General features: G+C 46.4%; 16 protein-coding genes and 3 pseudogenes. 8 read left to right on the top strand and 11 right to left on the bottom strand.

Annotated features, from left to right (window positions below; genetic code table 11):
• Positions 1-4: 4 nt before the first annotated feature.
• From prmA to DXE44_RS00510, 3 genes and pseudogenes are all read left to right on the top strand, one after another.
• Positions 5-925, top strand: a pseudogene (gene prmA / locus DXE44_RS10455) (50S ribosomal protein L11 methyltransferase); the annotation flags it as partial.
• A 21-nt stretch (positions 926-946) separates the two neighbouring features.
• Positions 947-1,552 carry a DUF3426 domain-containing protein gene (locus DXE44_RS10450; protein ID WP_231970652.1) on the top strand — a complete coding sequence of 202 codons (606 nt, stop codon included), beginning with the start codon at positions 947-949 and terminating at the stop codon, positions 1,550-1,552.
• 57 nt (positions 1,553-1,609) lie between these two features.
• Positions 1,610-2,569 (top strand): carbohydrate kinase family protein, encoded by a 960-nt coding sequence (locus DXE44_RS00510; protein WP_114651788.1) that lies wholly within the window; start codon positions 1,610-1,612, stop codon positions 2,567-2,569.
• A gap of 81 nt (positions 2,570-2,650) precedes the next feature.
• On the opposite strand, the pseudogene DXE44_RS11270 reads toward DXE44_RS00510, so the two are convergent.
• From DXE44_RS11270 to DXE44_RS00480, 5 genes and pseudogenes are all read right to left on the bottom strand, one after another.
• Positions 2,651-2,991, bottom strand: a pseudogene (locus DXE44_RS11270) (histone); the annotation flags it as partial.
• Positions 2,992-3,332: 341 nt separating this feature from the next.
• Positions 3,333-4,520 carry a ribonucleotide-diphosphate reductase subunit beta gene (locus tag DXE44_RS00495; protein WP_114651784.1) on the bottom strand — a complete coding sequence of 396 codons (1,188 nt, stop codon included), beginning with the start codon at positions 4,518-4,520 and terminating at the stop codon, positions 3,333-3,335.
• A gap of 45 nt (positions 4,521-4,565) precedes the next feature.
• The gene (locus tag DXE44_RS00490) at positions 4,566-7,529 is read right to left on the bottom strand and encodes a ribonucleoside-diphosphate reductase subunit alpha (protein ID WP_114651782.1); all 2,964 of its coding nucleotides are present in this window, start codon (positions 7,527-7,529) and stop codon (positions 4,566-4,568) included.
• Positions 7,530-7,803: 274 nt separating this feature from the next.
• Positions 7,804-8,619: a 1,6-anhydro-N-acetylmuramyl-L-alanine amidase AmpD gene (gene ampD, locus DXE44_RS00485; RefSeq protein WP_174221104.1), complete on the bottom strand. Its 816-nt coding sequence runs from the start codon at positions 8,617-8,619 to the stop codon at positions 7,804-7,806.
• 4 nt (positions 8,620-8,623) lie between these two features.
• Entirely contained in the window at positions 8,624-9,472 is an 849-nt protein-coding gene (locus DXE44_RS00480) for a cytochrome C assembly family protein (protein WP_114651780.1), read from the bottom strand.
• A 20-nt stretch (positions 9,473-9,492) separates the two neighbouring features.
• Between DXE44_RS00480 and ffh the strand changes: the two genes are divergently transcribed.
• On the top strand, positions 9,493-10,869 hold the full coding sequence (gene ffh / locus DXE44_RS00475; protein ID WP_114651778.1) for a signal recognition particle protein: 1,377 nt from the start codon (positions 9,493-9,495) through the stop codon (positions 10,867-10,869).
• Positions 10,870-10,895: 26 nt separating this feature from the next.
• On the opposite strand, the gene DXE44_RS00470 is transcribed toward ffh, so the two are convergent.
• Positions 10,896-12,638 (bottom strand): proline--tRNA ligase, encoded by a 1,743-nt coding sequence (locus tag DXE44_RS00470; RefSeq protein ID WP_114651776.1) that lies wholly within the window; start codon positions 12,636-12,638, stop codon positions 10,896-10,898.
• Between the two features lie 50 nt (positions 12,639-12,688).
• On the opposite strand from DXE44_RS00470, the gene DXE44_RS00465 reads away from it, so the two are divergent.
• Complete coding sequence (locus DXE44_RS00465; RefSeq protein WP_114654283.1) at positions 12,689-13,288, top strand: RNA pyrophosphohydrolase; 600 nt, start codon at positions 12,689-12,691, stop codon at positions 13,286-13,288.
• Positions 13,285-13,851 carry a CNP1-like family protein gene (locus DXE44_RS00460; RefSeq protein WP_197712782.1) on the top strand — a complete coding sequence of 189 codons (567 nt, stop codon included), beginning with the start codon at positions 13,285-13,287 and terminating at the stop codon, positions 13,849-13,851. The genes DXE44_RS00465 and DXE44_RS00460 overlap by 4 nt, the downstream gene beginning before the upstream one ends.
• A gap of 31 nt (positions 13,852-13,882) precedes the next feature.
• Here the strand turns inward: DXE44_RS00460 and proB are convergent.
• The 4 genes and pseudogenes from proB to rplU all read right to left on the bottom strand — a co-directional run.
• Positions 13,883-14,659 (bottom strand): annotated as a pseudogene (proB, locus tag DXE44_RS00455) (glutamate 5-kinase); the annotation flags it as partial.
• A 29-nt stretch (positions 14,660-14,688) separates the two neighbouring features.
• On the bottom strand, positions 14,689-15,783 hold the full coding sequence (gene obgE, locus DXE44_RS00450; RefSeq protein WP_114651769.1) for a GTPase ObgE: 1,095 nt from the start codon (positions 15,781-15,783) through the stop codon (positions 14,689-14,691).
• 87 nt (positions 15,784-15,870) lie between these two features.
• A complete protein-coding gene (gene rpmA, locus DXE44_RS00445; protein WP_114651767.1) occupies positions 15,871-16,131 on the bottom strand; it encodes a 50S ribosomal protein L27 in 261 nt (86 codons plus the stop codon).
• 33 nt (positions 16,132-16,164) lie between these two features.
• On the bottom strand, positions 16,165-16,476 hold the full coding sequence (rplU, locus tag DXE44_RS00440; RefSeq protein ID WP_041484800.1) for a 50S ribosomal protein L21: 312 nt from the start codon (positions 16,474-16,476) through the stop codon (positions 16,165-16,167).
• A 75-nt stretch (positions 16,477-16,551) separates the two neighbouring features.
• Here rplU and DXE44_RS00435 point away from each other — a divergent pair, with 75 nt between their 5' ends.
• Complete coding sequence (locus DXE44_RS00435; RefSeq protein ID WP_114651765.1) at positions 16,552-17,556, top strand: polyprenyl synthetase family protein; 1,005 nt, start codon at positions 16,552-16,554, stop codon at positions 17,554-17,556.
• A gap of 84 nt (positions 17,557-17,640) precedes the next feature.
• Here DXE44_RS00435 and DXE44_RS00430 read toward each other — a convergent pair whose 3' ends face one another.
• Entirely contained in the window at positions 17,641-18,486 is an 846-nt protein-coding gene (locus DXE44_RS00430; RefSeq protein ID WP_197712781.1) for a reductase, read from the bottom strand.
• A gap of 56 nt (positions 18,487-18,542) precedes the next feature.
• Here DXE44_RS00430 and DXE44_RS00425 point away from each other — a divergent pair, with 56 nt between their 5' ends.
• On the top strand, positions 18,543-19,310 hold the full coding sequence (locus tag DXE44_RS00425) for a fumarylacetoacetate hydrolase family protein (RefSeq protein ID WP_114651763.1): 768 nt from the start codon (positions 18,543-18,545) through the stop codon (positions 19,308-19,310).
• The last annotated feature ends 37 nt before the right edge of the window (positions 19,311-19,347 follow it).

Here is a 19,347-nt window from a genome sequence, read left to right as displayed (position 1 = left end):
AAGCATGTCCTATCGTGAACTCGTTTTCACGGTACCAGCAGAAATTGCAGAGCCCTTGGGTGATGCCTTGCTGGAAGTGGGCGCACTCTCTGTCACCGTTGAAGATGATGCTGCAGGTGGTTACGATGAAAACCCGCTGTATGGCGAGCCAGGGCTCTCACCAGAAGTTCAAGCTTGGGATCGTTCCTCTGTCACCGCCTTGTTTAATCCGGAGATAGATGATTCGGATGCAGTGAACTTCATCCCCGAACTCCTCGCATCTCTCAAGGGCGCGGGATTCAATCTTCTAGCTTCGCAAGAAAAGATTGTTGAAGAGCAAGATTGGGTTTGCTTAACCCAAAGTCAATTCGCTCCGATTCAGATTGGTGAGCGTATTTGGGTGGTACCTTCTTGGCATGAGGCGCCTACTGACCCTAATGCAATTTGCTTGGCGGTAGACCCAGGCCTAGCGTTTGGCACTGGCAGTCACCCAACAACCCATCTCTGCCTGCTTTGGTTGGAACAAAATACTCAACTACAAAACCAAAGTCTCTTAGATTACGGTTGCGGATCTGGAATTCTGGCAATCGCCGCCGCAAAACTGGGCTGCAATCCCGTTGTTGGCACCGACATTGATCCACAAGCCATGGTTGCAGCGCGCAGCAATGCAGAAATTAACAATACGGTGATCCGCTTTGTTCTGCCAAATGAAAACGCACCAGAACTTGCTGCAGAAACTAAATACGACATCGTGATGGCTAATATTTTGGCCAATCCGCTACAAGTTTTAGCGCCAGCCTTGGTAAATAAGATGCGCCCCGGTGGAAAAATTGTGTTGTCAGGAGTGTTAGCTCGCCAAGCAGAAGAAGTAATTGCCACCTATAGCCAATGGCTAAGCCTTTCCGTCTGGAAAGAAAGTGAAGGCTGGGTCTGCTTGCATGGCACGCTACCTTCGCAAGGTGGTAAAGTGAGTTTGACGGCCAAAAATACAGACACTTCGGTGCCGGCTCAAAAAAAAAGTCTTAAATTAATCCTTCTCAGCCTATTTTTAGTCTTGCTCATTATTTTTGGTGAGCATCTTTCTAGAAATTTTTTACTGCCAGCATTAGCAACGCGTGTTGATGGCAGCTCCTATCCGATAGCAAGCAGCGCTTTTTCTCTTCTACAGAAATTGGATGAGCAATTGTGTCGTGCACTAGGGTGTGTAAATCGCTCTGTAAGCGATTTTGCTGCTTGGAAAATAACTTCAGTCACTCTTTCGCCTGAAAACGCACGAGAGGGCCTTAAAAACGATTTAAATCAATCTGTATTGCAAGTTGAATTGCAAAATCGTCTTGCGCTACCTGTTTTATTCCCCAATTTAGAAATTGTGCTCACAGATGCAGAGGAATCGGAGATCAAAACGATTCAATTTTCTCCACAAGAGTGGTTGCCAACCGCTTGGCAAGAGTCGCATCCGGATTTTTTGCGTCAAGGCGCCCCCTCTGGTGAAATCTTTTCTTCCGAATTGCTGATTTCTCTTCCACAAAATGCTGCTGGCTATCGCGTCAGAATTTTTTATCCTGAAAAATAGACTACAAACACTATTCCACACTCATTTCAATTGATTTTTATTAGAAAGTAATCATTTATGTCTAGCTTGATCTGCGGTTCCATTGCTTACGACACCATCATGAACTTTGAAGGCAAATTTGCCGATCAAATCCTGCCAGAGCAGATTCATATCCTCAATGTCGCCTTCCTAGTCCCAACAATGCGTCGTGAATTCGGTGGCTGTGCAGGCAATATTGCTTACAACCTAAGTCTACTTGGTGGCGACCCCATCATCATGGCAACAGTAGGTGGTGATGCAGCCCCATATCTTGATCGCCTCAAACAACTCAAGATTGATGCAACGCATATCCGTCAAATTGAACAAGCATTCACTGCTCAAGCAATGATCACTACCGATCAAGCCAATAATCAAATTACTGCTTTTCACCCTGGCGCAATGGGTGAATCTCATCTAAACCAAGTCTCCGCAGTCGTTGCAGAGAGAAGCAAGAACGCAAAAGGCGCAGCAAAATTCGGCATTGTTGCCCCAGATGGTCGCCAAGGTATGTGGGAGCATTGTCATCAGCTAGCTGAAGCAGGCATTCCATTTGTATTTGATCCGGGTCAGGGTTTGCCCATGTTCAATGGCCCAGAACTACTAGAACTCGTAGATATTGCAAGCCACCTTGCCGTGAATGACTACGAAGGCGAAATGCTTTCTCAAAGAACAGGTTTGAGTTTGGCAAAAGTCGCTGAAAGAGTGAAAGCCTTGATTGTGACCAAGGGTGCTGAAGGTGCGGATATCCACTTTGATGGCAAATGTATTGCGATTCCACCAGTGCCAGCCTCAAAAGTAGTTGACCCAACGGGTTGCGGCGATGCATTCCGAGGCGGATTGTTGTTTGGATTGGAGAATGGAATGGATTGGGAAACTACTGGCCGCTTAGCCAGTTTGATGGGTTCAATCAAAATTACTCATCAGGGACCACAAAATCACCAAATGAGCAAAGATGAAATCGCCGCTCAATTCAAATCTGCCTTTGGATTTGCACTCTAAAGCCACTAATTCCATGAAGCAGCAATAAAAAAGGGATCTCGCGAGAGATCCCTTTGAACTTCACACGTCTACAAGCAGAGCTTATGGGCGTGTGCCAGTTGGGAAGGGCCAGGCAGCAGCTGGATTCAACGTGGTTGAAGCAGCAACTTTCTTAGCCACGGGCTTTTTTACAGCCTTGCCCGCTTTCTTCGCAGCAGGCTTACTTACTTTTTTTTTGCTACTTTACGAGCTACTTTTTTAGCAGCAGGCTTTTTAGCAGCTACTTTGCGAGCAACTTTCTTAGCAGCAGGCTTTTTAGCAGCAACTTTACGAGCTACTTTCTTAGCAGCAGGCTTCTTCTTAGCTACTTTTTTAGCAGCTGGCTTTTTGGCAGCAACTTTCTTAGCAGCAGGCTTCTTTGCAGCAACTTTTTTCTTGGCGATTGCCATAGTAATGCTCCTTCACGTGAGGATTAGTACAAACTACCGATTAAGAAGACCCGACCTATTCATTTCCGCCTGGTTTTGCAACCATTTGGAGCCGACGAGCGAGCCATTCATCGGCGCGCGGCTTGATGCTAAGTGCTGCACGCTAATGAATACTGGAAAAAAAGCCGTGGCCCCAAAGGGCAACGGCTTCTTCAATTTGTTGGAAAAAATAGAGAGAGTAGACCAGGCACCCTTTAATAAGAGTTTTCGGACTTGAGTCTGGTTTTGCTGACTTTTAAAACAATCCAACCGTCTAATCTCCTATTTAGCAGGCTATGCGCTTTTTAATTAACTACCTATTCCCAACTTAGCGCACCGCCAGTTTGATACTCAATAACGCGTGTCTCAAAAAAGTTTCTCTCTTTTTTCAGATCAATCATTTCTGACATCCATGGGAATGGATTCTCTTCATTTGGGAACATCGCGTCAAGTCCTATTTGCAAACATCTGCGATTACAGATGTATCTTAGGTAACCTTTGAACATCGGCGCGTTCAATCCGAGCACTCCGCGAGGCATCGTATCTTCTGCATAACGGTACTCCAATTCCACCGCTTTTTCAAAGATCGCTTTGATCTCATCTTTGAACGTAGAAGTCCATAACTGCGGGTTCTCCAGCTTGATTTGATTAATTAAATCAATACCAAAATTGCAGTGCATAGACTCATCGCGAAGAATGTATTGATACTGCTCAGCAGCACCCGTCATTTTGTTTTGGCGACCCATTGCAAGTATTTGCGTAAAACCAACATAAAAGAACAAACCTTCCATCACGCAAGCAAAAACAATGAGTGATCGCAGCAAAGTTTGGTCAGTTTCTAATGTTCCAGTTTTGAAATTGGGGTTAGTCAACACATCGATATAAGGAATCAGGAACTCATCTTTAGCGCGAATTGACTCAATCTCGTTATACGCATTGAAGATTTCGCTCTGGTCTAAACCCAAAGACTCCACAATATATTGGTATGCGTGAGTATGAATTGCCTCCTCAAACGCCTGGCGCAATAGATATTGACGGCATTCTGGGGCGGTAATGTGGCGATATGTGCCCAAAACAATATTGTTTGCCGCTAAAGAATCAGCCGTTGTGAAAAAACCGAGATTGCGCTTAATAATGCGACGCTCATCTTCAGTTAAACCATTTGGATCCTTCCAAAGCGCGATATCGCGATTCATATTGATCTCTTGTGGCATCCAATGGTTGGCACAACCAGCAAGATATTTCTCCCAGGCCCACTTATATTTAAATGGAACGAGCTGATTTACGTCAGTCTTGGCATTAATCACGCGCTTATCAGCGGCATTAACACGCAAAGCTGCGCCACCAGTCAATGAAGCGGATTGCATTGGTGCAGGTGCAACATCTTGAGGTGCAGCAATTGCAACTTGGTCTGGTTGCGGACGTTGTGGCTCTGCTACCACCGGCTGCGGTGCTAATCCTGCTTTTGCTAGCGCAGGAGCAACTTCTTCTTCCCAATTCAACATAACTCTCTCCTAATTCTTATTTTTCTAGATCAGTTAGCGAATAGCTTACTGACATGCTTCACATTCTTCAAAGCCAGCATCACCTGGGCGCATTGTGCAAACTGGGCCGTCAGCTTCTTGTGCGGAAGCATCCGTACCATTCACACCGCCACCACTGGACACTGCATTTAACTGTCCACTTGCAACAGTTGACTTCTCAACGTGCGTTGCAGCCATTGTGCGGAGGTAATAAGTGGTCTTCAAGCCACGCAACCATGCCAACTTGTAGGTGCCATCCAATTTCTTGCCTGATGCACCACCCATGTAAATATTGAGTGACTGCGCTTGGTCAATCCACTTCTGACGACGTGAGGCAGCCTCAACCAACCAGCTTGGCTCCACTTCGAATGCAGTAGCGTACAAATCACGCAAATCTTGTGGGACACGGTCAATCTTAGACAAAGTACCATCAAAGTACTTCAAGTCGGCAATCATTACCTCATCCCAGAGGCCACGTTCCTTCAAATCACGAACCAAATACTCGTTTACTACGGTGAACTCGCCTGACAGGTTAGATTTCACGAACAAGTTCTGGAATGTAGGCTCGATACAAGCTGAAACGCCAATGATGTTAGAAATCGTAGCGGTCGGTGCAATGGCCACACAGTTGGAGTTGCGCATGCCGTGCTGCTTGATACGGGCACGCAAACCATCCCAATTCATAGTGGAAGAGCTATCTACCTCAAGGTAACCACCACGCTCTGCTGCCAACAAGGCTACTGAGTCCTGCGGAAGAATGCCACGATCCCACAGTGATCCTTTGTATGTGCTGTACACGCCACGCTCTTCAGCCAACTCATTAGATGCTTGATAAGCGTAGTAGCACACTGCTTCCATTGAAGAATCTGCAAACTTCACCGCCTCATCACTAGCGTAAGGAATGCGTTGCATATGCAAACAATCCTGGAAGCCCATGATGCCCATACCAACTGGACGATGCTTCAAGTTGGAATTACGTGCTTTAGCAACAGCGTAGTAATTGATATCAATCACGTTATCCAACATACGCATTGCAGTGCGAATTGTTTTCTGGAGCTTCTCGTGATCCAAAATCATCTTGCCGGACGCATCTGTAGTCATATGCGCTGTCAAGTTCACAGAACCTAGGTTACATACCGCGATTTCGCTCTCGTTTGTGTTTAAAGTAATCTCAGCACACAAGTTAGAAGAGTGAACTACACCGATGTGTTGTTGTGGGCTACGAATGTTGCAAGGATCTTTAAATGTGATCCATGGGTGGCCAGTTTCAAACAACATACCCAACATCTTGCGCCACAATTGTTGCGCAGGGATGCGACGGAATGGTTTCAATTCACCAGCATCTGCTTTTTTCTCATAGGCAACATAGGCCTCTTCAAAAGCTTTACCAAACTTGTCATGCAAGTCAGGCGTATTTGATGGTGAGAACAATGTCCACTCACCACCCTCCATCACACGCTTCATGAACAAGTCCGGAATCCAGTTAGAAGTGTTCATGTCATGCGTACGGCGACGGTCATCACCGGTGTTCTTACGCAACTCTAGGAACTCTTCAATATCCAAATGCCATGTTTCTAGGTAAGCACAAACTGCACCCTTACGCTTACCACCTTGGTTCACTGCAACAGCCGTGTCATTCACTACCTTTAAGAATGGCACAACACCTTGTGACTTGCCGTTAGTACCTTTGATATGACTTCCCAAGGCACGCACGTTTGTCCAGTCGTTACCCAAACCACCAGCAAACTTAGACAGGAGTGCATTCTCTTTCAAAGCTTCATAGATGCCGTCAAGGTCATCATCTACTGTTGTCAAATAGCAGCTTGATAACTGAGGACGTGTTGTCGCTGAGTTAAACAAAGTTGGCGTACTGGACATGAAATCGAATGTAGAGAGAATTTCATAGAACTCGATAGCACGACGCTCGCGATCCAACTCATTCAAAGACAAGCCCATTGCAACGCGCATGAAGAAAGCCTGTGGCATTTCGATACGACGGTCTTCAATGTGCAAGAAGTAGCGGTCATACAAAGTTTGTAAGCCGAGGTAGTTGAACTGCAAGTCGCGGCTAGCGTTTAGGGCTGCAGCCAAACGTGGGAGATCAAACTCACGCATGCGTAGATCCAACAACTCAGCAGAAATACCTTCGTTGATGTACTTAGCAAAGTAAGTGCTGTACTCGGCTTGCATGTCACCTTGCAATACTTCACGACCTAAAATTTCTTTACGAATCACATGCATCAAGATGCGTGCCGTCACCTGGCTATATGCAGGATCTTTTTCAATCAATGTGCGCGAGGCCAAAATTGCAGAGTCGTACACCTGAGCCATCGGTACGCCATCGTATAAATTCTTAATGGTTTCAGTAATGATCGGGGTTGCATCAATGTTGTTACCAAGGCCTTCACATGCAGCCTCAATAATGGTGCGCAAGGCAGCCATATCCAACCACTTCTCTACGCCGTTGTCAGTCACCTTGATGCCAGACTCACCAGCTTGAGTTGCAGTCTGAGTCTCCTGAGCAATACCTTGTTGTGTTGCACGCTCTTGATTACGCTTTTCACGATAAAGAACATAGGCGCGAGCAACGTTGTGCTCACCACTACGCATCAATGCCAACTCAACTTGATCTTGAATGTCTTCAATATGGAAAGTGCCACCATTTGGGCGACTACGCAACAAAGCGCGCACTACTGCGTGCGTTAATTGCTCTACTTGCTCACGAACACGTGCAGAAGCTGCACCCTGACCGCCATTAACCGCTAAAAATGCTTTGGTAACCGCAATAGCGATTTTGGATGGCTCAAATGCCACCACCGAGCCATTACGGCGAATAATTTTGTAATCAGACAATTGAGTAGCTTGACCACCGCCAACACCACCAGCTACAAAGCCGGCAGATGGGGCTTGATTCATAGCTTCTGAAGGATTCATTCCTGGATTATTTGTGCCTGCAGTCTGTCCTGCCGTCTGGGGGTTGGCATATGTCATATTTCTCCTGCTGATATATAGTTATTTGGGCAAAAAATCGTTAAAAAACAATAAGGTATTGCTGTATTCAAACACTACATCTAGTGTCTCGAAGTGCATTTGACACTAAGTATAGGGAAATATTCGGAATTTAGTAAGACATTTCTGACAAATATTTATAAGTATTTTTCCTAGGTATTCCAATAATTTAGGGGCTATTTTGGTGCGAGATTTTTAGCCCTTTTTAGCTAAAGGGCAATAAAGTGAGCATGTGCTCACATACTAATTTTGAACTCTAGCGAGGGTCCAAACCAAAGGGTATTTTTTTGACCGAAATGCCAGTTTTAGCTTGGAACTTTTGCCAATCAAATTGAATGCCAGGGTCTGTTTTTCGGCCTGGAGCGATATCACTGTGCCCAGCAAAGCTAAGGCCTGGATAAATCCCTTGTAGCTGGGTGGTTAATTTAGCAAGTGCTTGATATTGAATTTCCTCAAAGGGATGTTCACCATCACCCTCTAACTCAATCCCAATTGAGAAATCATTGCATTTTTCACGACCTAAAAAGGATGAAATGCCAGCATGCCATGCCTTCTTTTGAGTGGAGACAAACTGACACACCTCACCACAACGAGAAATCAAGAAATGACTGGATACCTTTTGATCAGCAATTTCTTCAAAATATGGGTGGAGGGATGAGTCCAGTTTATTTTGGAAAAAATCCACAATAAATTGGGTAGAGCTATGATCCGCAAAACCACCAGGTGGCAAGCTGATGTGATGAATCACTACCAAATCCGGTGCAATGTCCGCTGGTCGAACATCTTGATTGGGTGAGATTCGCCAGGCGGCAGAACCCAGCCAGCCCTGATCATCCATGCTGTCGAGGTGTTGTTGCGAGCAATAGAAGCGATCCTCTTGCTTGATTGCTTCAGATTTTGGAAGGTGAACTGAACAATGACGGCACTGGACAATCACCTCTGGCTCAGCCGCCTTGCTGCGTTCAGCCCTGATCTTGGAAGCCTGATTCTTATTGAGCTTTGTTTGTTTTTTACCCTTTATCCAAAGGTACAAAGCGCCTGCGCCAATAAATAGTAGAAGCCACTTAATCAAAACGTCACGCTCTCTGAAGAATCACTTCCAAAACAAATCTACTGCCCACATACGCCAAAAGCAAGGCTGTATAAGCACTCAAGACCCAACGAACAGCGACGCGACCCCGTAAACCCACACGCCAACGCGCTATTAGGAGACCAGAAAATAAGAGCCAGGAGATCAACGCAAAGATAGTTTTGTGATCAAAAACAAGTGGCCTACCAGATAGTGTTTGCGAAAAGAGCAGGCCAGAAAATACAGTCAAGGTCAGCAGTGCAACACCCACATAGAGTAAATTAAAAAGCAAACTTTCCATTGTCATTAGGGGTGGCAAATCCTCTAACCAATGGGCTACTCGACCATTTGGGATGATGGCCAACTGACGATGCAGTGCTCGATCCTGAATACTCATCAGCATGGCGTGCATTGCAGCCAAACTCAATAATCCAACTGAGATAGCAGCGACAATAAAGTGCCCCTTAAACCAAGGGTCTGAGACAGCCTTTGGAGAAATCAGGGTGCCAGAGAAAATAGCGGGCAATGCGGAACAAATCAGCGCAAAACACAAAACCAACCAGCGCAAGCTGGAGATTGGTAAAAACCAAGACTGGAACCAATAAAAAGCGAGGCCAACCCAAGCGATTAATGACAAATCCTGGGCAAAACCAAAAACAAATCCCTCTGGCGTAAAGACTGAGTCGTGCAACTGAATTCCGTGAACTAGCAAAATTAATAAGATGAATGCCTGAACCAAGCCCGTAAAAGCTAGGGATTCAATTTTTCCCTTTGGCCGCGAACCTAAAAAGACCAAAAGAAGCAAATAAAGTGCAGATGGGAGCCATCCCGAGCCTGAGTAACTTAAAATATCCATCTGGAAAGTCTAATCGATAAATGCTAGAGAATCTCACCGACCGCCTATCTCGTGTTGTTAAAACAATGCGGGGACAAGCCCGCCTTACTGAAGCAAACACCGCAGAGATGCTGCGCGAGATCCGCCTGGCCTTGCTGGAGGCGGACGTTGCGCTTCCTGTCGTCAAATCTTTGCTGGAACAAATCAAATTTAAAGCCCTTGGTGAAGACGTGGTTGGAAGCCTCAGCCCGGGCCAAGCTTTAGTAGGGGTGGTACAGCGTGAACTAGCCCAGGTCATGCGTGGAGATGCTTCGCAAAGTGGTGAACTCAATTTAGCCACCCAACCTCCGGCAGTGATCTTGATGGCAGGCTTGCAGGGTGCCGGTAAGACTACCTCAGTAGGTAAGTTAGCTAAGTTCCTGCAAGAAAAGAAGAAAAAGAAAGTACTCACCGTTTCCTGTGACGTCTATCGCCCTGCTGCTATTGAGCAACTAGAAACTGTCAGCAAACAAGTTGGGGCTGAATTTTTTCCAAGCAATATTAATCAAAAGCCGAGTGAAATCACTGCTGCCGCCCTTGATTGGGCACGCCGTCATTATTTTGATGTGCTCTTAGTCGATACAGCAGGTCGCCTTGGTATTGATGAAGCACTCATGCAAGAAATCAAAACCTTGCATGCCAATCTCAATCCAATCGAAACACTGTTTGTGGTTGATGCGATGTTGGGTCAAGATGCTGTCAACACAGCTAAAGCATTCCATGAAGCACTTCCACTCACCGGTGTAATCCTCACCAAGCTCGATGGTGATTCACGTGGTGGTGCTGCACTTTCAGTACGCCAAGTTACTGGGGTGCCGCTTAAATTCATTGGCGTTGCCGAAAAGATGGATGGCCTCGAAGCATTTGATGCCGAGAGAATGGCAAGTCGTATTTTGGGTATGGGCGATATTCTTGCTCTGGTTGAGCAAGCCCAACAAAACGTAGATGTTGCCAAAGCAGAAAAGTTAGTAACTAAGATTTCTAAAGGCGGGTTTGATCTGGGTGACTTCCGAGATCAACTGGTGCAGATGCAGCAGATGGGAGGTATGGCCAGCTTGATGGATAAGCTACCAAGCCATATGGCACAAGCGGCCTCCAAAACCAATTTAAGTGCTGCCGATAAACAAACACGACGCATGCGCGGCATCATCGATAGCATGACACCAAAAGAGCGTGCGAAACCGGAGTTACTAAAAGCTACCCGAAAACGTCGCATTGCCGCTGGTGCGGGGGTGGAAGTTCAAGAGGTCAATCGGCTGCTGGCACAGTTTGAGCAAATGCAAACCATGATGAAGCAGTTTAAGGGCGGCAAGATGGCACGTACCATGGCATCCATGGCTGCAAAAGGAGCCGCCAAAGGACCTTGGCGGGCTCTTTAAAAAATAACAGCTATAAACGCTTGCATTTAAGAAACGAATTTCTTAGCAGCATCAACCGCAGCAATCACTTTTGCTTTAATTTCTGACAGTGGAATGTTTTCTGATTCAGCATCAGTGCGACCTTTAAATTCCACTTGTGCGTCCGCTAAGCCGCGATCACCAATCACCACGCGGAATGGTATGCCGATTAACTCCCAGTCAGCAAACATCGCACCCGGCCTCTCTCCACGATCATCGAGCACTACATCTACACCTGCAGCTAGTAACTCATCATGCAATTGATCGGCAGCAACTTTGACAGCTTCGGATTTGTCATAGCCCATTGGACAGATCACCACTTCAAATGGTGCCATCGAAATCGGCCAAATAATTCCACGCTCATCATTACCCTGCTCGATTGCAGCGCCTAGCAAACGCGTGATACCAATGCCATAACAACCCATCACCATTAGCTGTGCTTTGCCTTGTTGATCAAGGTAGGTACAACCCATTGCTTCGGAGTAACGCGTACCCAGTTGAAATACATGGCCCACTTCAATACCGCGACAAATATCAACAACACCTTTACCGTCAGGAGAGGGATCTCCCACTACAGCATTACGCAAATCCATTACCAAAGGCTCTGGTAAATCACGACCCCAGCTCACACCGGTTAAGTGATGACCGGCGTCATTAGCGCCGCATACAAAGTCAGACATATTGGCAACAGTGCGATCTGCAACTACGGTTACATCAGCAGCAATTCCAACAGGGCCTAAGTAGCCCGCTGGAGCATTACAGGCTTGCTTGATTTCAGCTTCACTTGCAAAGCGTGACTCCGCCATGCCAGGAATCTTGCTTGCCTTGATTTCATTGAGCTCATGATCACCACGTACCAGCACCATAAATAATTTAGCTGGGCCATCTTCTTGATCAGCAGCAAACAATAATGACTTCACAGTCTGCTCTAGTGGCAAGTTTAAAAACTTGGCTACATCAGCGCAGTTTGTTTGATTTGGTGTTGCAACTTTAGTCAGGGCCTGAGTTGCAGCACCGCGTGCCGCAATTAATGAGACTGACTCAGCAGCCTCAAGGTTGGCAGCGTAATCAGAATTTGGGCAATACACGATTGCGTCTTCACCGGTATCAGCAATCACATGAAACTCTTGGCTGCCTGACCCACCAATAGCACCGTTATCCGCTGTTACTGCACGGAATTTCAAGCCCATACACTTGAAGATGCGAGTGTAAGCATCGAACATGATTTGATAAGACTTCTTCAGGCCCTCGGCATCGCGATCAAAGGAGTAAGCATCTTTCATGCTGAACTCACGACCACGCATGATTCCAAAACGTGGTCGACGCTCATCACGAAACTTCGTCTGAATTTGATAGAAGTTAACCGGCAACTGCTTATAACTCTTGATTTCGTTACGCGCCAAATCAGTCACCACCTCTTCAGATGTTGGCTGAATTAAAAAGTCACGGTCATGGCGATCTTTAATACGGAGTAACTCTGGGCCCATCTTTTCCCAACGACCCGTCTCTTGCCATAACTCTGCAGGCTGAATCATTGGCATCAGCAATTCGATTGCACCAGCGCGATTCATTTCTTCACGGATGATGTTCTCCACCTTGCGAATGGACTTCAATCCCAAAGGTAAATAGTTGTAGATGCCAGCATTGAGCTTGCGAATTAAACCGGCACGCACCATGAGTTTGTGCGAAACCACCTCAGCGTCGGAAGGGGCTTCTTTTAGCGTGGCGAGAAATGACTGTGAAGCTTTCATGTATGGATATAATCAAATCATTGATTTTAAAGGATTTGAGGCACGATCTCATGCTTGACCGTGAAGGGTATCGACCCAATGTCGGCATAGTCCTCCTCAACAGCCATAACGAGGTTTTCTGGGGAAAACGCGTTGGGCAGCATTCGTGGCAGTTCCCGCAGGGCGGGATTCAGCATGGTGAGAGCCCAGAGCAGGCCATGTACCGCGAATTGCATGAGGAAGTGGGCTTGCTGCCAGAACATGTCCAAATTATTGGACGGACTAGGGGCTGGCTTCGTTACGACGTCCCAGAGGAGTTCCTGCGTCGTCAACATGCCTTCAAAACGCATCGAGCCAGCTATCGAGGTCAAAAACAAATCTGGTTTTTGCTGCGCTTAGTCGGTTTAGACAGCGATATTCATCTGCGCGCTTCAGAACATCCAGAATTTGATGCCTGGCGGTGGGTTCCTTTTTGGATTCAACTAGATGCCGTAATTGACTTCAAACGGGAGGTCTATCAATTAGCCCTTTCCGAGCTTGCACGCTATTTGTCCCGCGGCATACGCATGCAGCAACTCGCCTGGGGATCTCCGCTCGATTTATTTCAATCCCTATATGGGGTTCAAGAAGATGAGTCCAAAGAAGCAAAACCTACCGATAAGCCATCATGAAATTCTCTATTTATAAGCTTCGATTTTCAATCCTAGGCTTAGCTATCAGCTTAGCTCTATACGGATGCGCTGGAGACCCCCTAGAGAGTGGAGTTGATCCATTTGCGCCAATGGTTTTCAAAGAGGGTGTGACAGCAATGCCGCTAAACCCACCTAATAAAGCAACCATTCAGCCTTTTTACGTCTCACAGCAGACAATTTTTAAATTTGCAGTCGACACCAACTCCATTTTGATTGGGAACGATGGTATCACTAGATACATCGTTATTTTGACGAGCCCTAATGGCAACAGCCAAGTGCAGTATGAAGGTATTCGTTGTGATTCATTCCAATGGCGCCTTTATGGCACCTTCGAATCCAATGCCTGGAAAGAGAACCCTCTTTCCAGTTGGAACCCAATCAAAGACCACACACCAAATCGTTATCAAGCTGCATTAGCGCAAGGGGCGTTCTGCAACTTTAATACCCAAGAGAAGAGTATCAAAGATGTTCTTCAGTCACTGAATCCAAATGGATTTACTGGCGGGACAAAGCCTACCAATTCATATGGTGTAATTAATTAAAAGTGTAATGACTTGGTTTTGACACTTAAGCAGCGGTCAGGCAGGTACCAATTTTTTCACCATTCAGCAGACGAGTGAGAACCCGAGGCTCACGCCCAGAGGCAATGACAGTTGCAGCGCCTGTTTGAGCGGCAACTTTCGCAGCCAACACTTTGGTCAACATACCGCCTTTACTGAGTTCGCTTGCAGCACCACCAGCCATTTTTTCTAAAGCAGGATCACCAGCAGTGGCATCACTCAATAAAGTGGCAGAAGCATCTTGACGCGGATCGGCAGTAAACAATCCACCTTGATCAGTCAAAATAACCAGTAAATCCGCATGAATTAAGTTGGTCACCAAAGCAGCCAAGCTATCGTTATCACCAAATTTAATTTCATCGGTAACTACGGTATCGTTTTCATTGATGATTGGAACAACGCCTAGCTTTAGCAAAGTATCTAAAGTCGCCTTGGCATTTGCATTGCGTTCAGCATGCGCCAAATCTGCATTCGTCAGCAACACTTGTGCGCTACGTAAATTAAAACGCGCAAAACAACTTTCATAGACCTGCACCAAACCCATCTGACCAACTGCAGCCGCAGCTTGTAGTTGATGAATTTCCTGCGGACGTTTACTCCAACCAAGACGCTGCATGCCTTCAGCAATCGCACCGGAACTGACCATCAACACCTCATGCCCAGCAGCTAGCAAGGCAGCCATTTGCTCCGCCCACATGCCGATTGCGGCACGATCCAAGCCCTCACCATTATTGGTGACTAGGCTTGAGCCTACCTTCACTACGATTCGCTTCGCTTTCTGAGTGTTCATATCAAATACGGCTCTCAAATGACTACTAATTAATCTGGTGCTTTATCTTCTGGCTGAGCTTGCTCTTGATAACGAGGATCCGCAGCACGCTCATCCTCATCATCCCTATCCTTGCGAATAGAGTCTAAATAATCTTGCAATGAATAGCACAGCTTATCGCAGCCCAAGCCTGTTAAAGCGGAGATCTCAAAAACAGGGCCCTTCCACTTAAAGCGTTTAATAAAGTCCGCAACCACCTTCTTGCGATCTTCCTCGGGAATCATGTCGATTTTGTTCAAAACTAACCAACGTGGCTTTTCAACCAAAGCTTCGTCGTACTTACGCAATTCATTCACGATAGCAACAGCATCCGCCACTGGATCAATATTCTCATCAAATGGTGCAATATCAACTAAATGCAACAGTACGCCAGTGCGTTGCAAGTGCCTTAAGAAGCGGTGACCCAAGCCAGCACCTTCTGCAGCACCTTCAATCAATCCTGGAATATCGGCAATTACAAAGCTGCGCTCAGCACCAACACGCACCACACCTAAATTGGGGTGCAGCGTTGTAAACGGATAGTCTGCAATCTTTGGACGCGCGTTAGAAACAGCAGTAATCAAAGTCGATTTGCCGGCATTGGGCATACCCAGCAAACCTACGTCAGCCAATACTTTTAATTCCAGTTTGAGCTTGCGACGCTCGCCTTCTTTGCCATTTGTCTTTTGGCGAGGAGCGCGGTTTGTACTGCTCTTAAAGTGAATGTTTCCCCAACCACCAACACCGCCTTGAGCTAAACAAAGTCGCTCACCATGGGTGGTTAAATCAGCAATTGGTTCACCAGTTTCGTAATCAGAAATGATGGTGCCCACTGGCATACGCAACTCAATGTCGTCACCTGCGCGACCATAGCAATCAGCGCCACGTCCAGGCTCACCATTTTTTGCGGTATGCGTTTTAGCGTAACGATAGTCAATCAAAGTGTTGATGTTGCGATCTGCGGTTGCCCATACGCTTCCGCCTTTACCGCCATCGCCACCATCAGGACCGCCGAATTCGATAAACTTTTCGCGGCGCATGGAGGCACTCCCGGCACCACCTTGGCCAGCTATGACTTCAATACGAGCTTCGTCTATAAATTTCATGAATAAAAAAGGCCTCGCTTAGCGAGGCCTGTTCCTAAGAGTTAAATTCGGAATAAATCTGAATCAAACGTGTCTCAGTCAGGCGTCTTATGAACGCGGGAGAACTGAAACCTGGGCCTTCTTCAAAGCACCCTTAACGCCAAATTCCACCTGTCCGTCAACTAAGGCAAACAAAGTGTGATCTTTACCAATACCAACGTTAATACCCGGATGTACTCGTGTACCACGTTGACGAATGATGATGCTGCCAGCGTTAATTTGCTCGCCGCCAAAAACTTTAACGCCTAAGCGTTTCGATTCTGAGTCGCGGCCATTTCGTGTCGAGCCGCCGCCTTTTTTCTGTGCCATATCTTTCTCCTGCTATTTAGCCGTTAGCCTAAATTAGGCTTTGATCGTGTTAATCAGAATTTCTGTGTAATTCTGACGATGGCCTTGGTGCTTTTGATAATGCTTGCGACGGCGCATCTTAAAGATTGTCACTTTATCGTGACGTCCCTGGGAGACGACAGTGGCCATCACAGCTGCACCATTAACCAATGGATCACCCAATTTGAGTGAAGCGCCTTCGCCTACGGCTAAGACTTGGTCAAGAGTGATTTCGCTGCCGATTTCCGCTGGTATCTGTTCTATTTTCAATTTTTCGCCTGCAGCAACTTTATACTGTTTGCCACCGGTTTTTATGACCGCGTACATGGTTTGAAACCTCAATTAATATCTACATTTAAGCTAATCCACCCTGGATGAGCTAAGCCCATTATTGTATCTTGCATGACGAGCACTGTCAAAACCAATGAATTAAGCCAAATTCTGGCCCCAATTGCCTTAGATTTCAAGGCCTTAGATAAAGTTATTCGCCTGCGACTAGCCTCAAAAGTCGCCCTAATTGACCAAATCTCCACTTACATCATCCAAGCGGGCGGAAAACGGGTTCGACCAGCCCTTTTGCTCCTAGTCAGCAAGGCCTTAGCAAATGGTAAAGATACGCCACACGCCCTTGAACTAGCAGCCGTAGTGGAATTTATCCACACAGCCACCCTACTTCATGATGATGTTGTCGATGAATCCACCTTGAGAAGGGGTCGCGAGACTGCCAATGCCGCTTTTGGTAATGCTGCCAGTGTGCTGGTGGGTGATTTTCTGTATTCCCGGGCTTTTCAGATGATGGTTGGCCCCAATGACCTCCGCGTCATGGAAATCCTGTCCGATGCAACCAATACGATTGCCGAGGGCGAGGTTTTACAGCTCCTCAATATGAATGACCCAGAAGTGGACGAAGAGAGTTATTTACGGGTGATTCGCTATAAAACTGCCAAATTATTTGAAGCGTCCACAGAGCTTGGGGCAATTTTGGCGAAAGCATCAGATAGTTACCGAGAGCAGGCTGCTGCTTTTGGTCGCCACATTGGCACAGCCTTCCAATTAATGGATGACCTTTTAGATTACACCGCAGATGCCTCACAAATGGGTAAGAATGCTGGTGATGATTTGAGAGAAGGGAAGCCTACGTTGCCACTCATCTATCTTCTGGAAAATGGCAGCGCTGAAGAGTGCCTTCTAGTTAGAGCAGCAATCGAGCAAAATCAAGACTTGCCTGATGACGTCTTTCAACAGATTCTGAGTGCAGTACAAAATTCTGGGGCTTTGGATTACACCCAAGCTGCCGCAAAGCGAGAAGTAGATCTCGCACTCGAATGTCTCAAAGACTTTCCCCAAAATGAGGCGACAACCGCACTACATGCCTTGTGCAAATACTCATTGTCTAGACAAACCTAGGCGCCAACACTTTTTACCCTGATATCGCGTGCAGTAATTCGCGCTTTTTCCGCCTCATCACGCAAGCGTGCAATCTCCTCTGCGCTAAGCCTTTCCAGATTGGAATAGTCTAATTTCCATGAAGGATCCGAACCCCAAACTAGGGGATTGCACCGTTGTTCGGGCGGCTGGAGCGCCCTCTAACAAGCGAAGAGCCAATTCAAAATTGGAGTCTTGCGATTGAATATTATTGGGAAGAGCTGCAGCATTACCCAGCGGAAAGTCCCTAAAAAGTAAACGGGGAACGCCGCAATATTCGACAATGTCTTTCGCTGCACCCATGATGACTGTCGGTATGCCGGCAGTCTCTAAATAACGCGCCAATAAACTTTGACTCTGATGGCAAATCGGGCAATTCGGAATTAACACGGCAACATCAACACGATCTTCTCGCAGCTTATTCAAGATCAAGGGCGCATCAATTTCCAGGGTATGTCGTTGACTACGATTAGTGGGTAGCCCGTAAAAATGTTTCGACAGGGACTGAATGCGTCCGTTTGCAACAGCACGTTTTGCTGCGCCTAATGGGAACCAGCAATTACTATCCTGCATGTCGGCATTGCGCCTATCAATCCCGACATGAGCAATACGCAAGTCTGCATCCTCATCAATTGATCGAGTGTAGGGGTCGTAAAACTTAGCAGCTGCGTTATAAGGAGCACCTGGTCCTTGGGGGCCTTTACTGGCATCAAAGGGAACTGCAGTAGTGACTAAACCTAGGATCGATTGATTTAGGGGCTTTTGTAATGGAGTAAAGGCCACATCCATGTAATGCGCCCAAACATAGGGTGTTTCATACCCCAAACCTAGATAGTAATTACGGGTTCGCTCAATATAACGAAGCGGCTGGTCTAATTCAGGTGCAAATTGCAATTCAGAATTCTTAGTCATTCATTCATCCCTGTAAGATATTGCCTATCAAATATTAACTATCAGGAGAATTCATTATGGCTCAATGGCTCAGGTTTCAACATCAAGGCAAAGTCGGTTTAGGTCAAGTACAGGGCGATCAGATTGCTGTGTACACCGGCGATCTATTTAACAATCCCCAAGCTACTGGCGAGACATTAAAGCTATCTGATGTCACCATCGATATCCCATGCACTCCATCCAAGATGGTGGCCATGGTAGATAACTTTCATGCGCTGGTTACCAAACTTGAACATGCCGTGCCTGCAGAGCCTTTATATTTCCTGAAAGGCAATAACTCTTTCTTGGCAGCCAACCAAACCATTCGCGCCCCAAAATCCTACTCTGGAAAAGTTGTTTATGAGGGCGAACTCGGAATCGTCATCGGCAAAGCATGCCATGAAGTGGATGAGACGCAAGCGGCTGCTGCCATTTTTGGATACACCTGCATTAACGATGTCACTGCAATTGAAATTTTGAATCGCGATCCTGGATATGCACAGTGGACACGCTCCAAGAGCTTCAATACTTTTGGAGTCTTTGGCCCTTACATCACCACTGATGTAGATCCAAGCAAGTTAACAATTAAAACTATTTTGAATGATCAAGAGCGTCAAAACTATCCGATCTCTGACATGATTTTCCCGCCAGCTAAATTGGTTAGCCTGATCTCTCAAGATGTGCCACTGCAAGCTGGTGACATCATTGCCTGCGGTACTTCTGTTGGCGTTGGCTCAATGAAGCCCGGCAGCAACGTCAGCATCATCATTGATGGGGTTGGACGCTTAGATAATCGCTTCGAATAAATCATCAGATCAGTTAATTTAAAACGAAAGCTTTAAA

The organism is Polynucleobacter necessarius, assembly GCF_900095175.1.
GTDB classification, from domain to species: domain Bacteria; phylum Pseudomonadota; class Gammaproteobacteria; order Burkholderiales; family Burkholderiaceae; genus Polynucleobacter; species Polynucleobacter necessarius_I.
The sequence above is the reverse complement of the archived record's forward strand: the minus strand, read 5'-3'. Positions and strand labels throughout refer to the sequence as shown.

What these genes read in the sequence shown, in the direction of transcription:
- DXE44_RS00495 (WP_114651784.1), bottom strand. Translation starts at nt 4,520, where the DNA reads ATGTTGAATTGGGAAGAAGAAGTTGCTCCTGCGCTAGCAAAAGCAGGA.
- DXE44_RS00430 (WP_197712781.1), bottom strand. Translation starts at nt 18,486, where the DNA reads ATGACTAAGAATTCTGAATTGCAATTTGCACCTGAATTAGACCAGCCG.
- DXE44_RS00465 (WP_114654283.1), top strand. Translation starts at nt 12,689, where the DNA reads ATGCTTGACCGTGAAGGGTATCGACCCAATGTCGGCATAGTCCTCCTC.
- DXE44_RS00425 (WP_114651763.1), top strand. Translation starts at nt 18,543, where the DNA reads ATGGCTCAATGGCTCAGGTTTCAACATCAAGGCAAAGTCGGTTTAGGT.
- DXE44_RS00490 (WP_114651782.1), bottom strand. Translation starts at nt 7,529, where the DNA reads ATGACATATGCCAACCCCCAGACGGCAGGACAGACTGCAGGCACAAAT.
- DXE44_RS00480 (WP_114651780.1), bottom strand. Translation starts at nt 9,472, where the DNA reads ATGGATATTTTAAGTTACTCAGGCTCGGGATGGCTCCCATCTGCACTT.
- DXE44_RS00470 (WP_114651776.1), bottom strand. Translation starts at nt 12,638, where the DNA reads ATGAAAGCTTCACAGTCATTTCTCGCCACGCTAAAAGAAGCCCCTTCC.
- rpmA (WP_114651767.1), bottom strand. Translation starts at nt 16,131, where the DNA reads ATGGCACAGAAAAAAGGCGGCGGCTCGACACGAAATGGCCGCGACTCA.
- obgE (WP_114651769.1), bottom strand. Translation starts at nt 15,783, where the DNA reads ATGAAATTTATAGACGAAGCTCGTATTGAAGTCATAGCTGGCCAAGGT.
- rplU (WP_041484800.1), bottom strand. Translation starts at nt 16,476, where the DNA reads ATGTACGCGGTCATAAAAACCGGTGGCAAACAGTATAAAGTTGCTGCA.
- DXE44_RS00435 (WP_114651765.1), top strand. Translation starts at nt 16,552, where the DNA reads ATGACGAGCACTGTCAAAACCAATGAATTAAGCCAAATTCTGGCCCCA.
- DXE44_RS00460 (WP_197712782.1), top strand. Translation starts at nt 13,285, where the DNA reads ATGAAATTCTCTATTTATAAGCTTCGATTTTCAATCCTAGGCTTAGCT.
- DXE44_RS00510 (WP_114651788.1), top strand. Translation starts at nt 1,610, where the DNA reads ATGTCTAGCTTGATCTGCGGTTCCATTGCTTACGACACCATCATGAAC.
- ffh (WP_114651778.1), top strand. Translation starts at nt 9,493, where the DNA reads ATGCTAGAGAATCTCACCGACCGCCTATCTCGTGTTGTTAAAACAATG.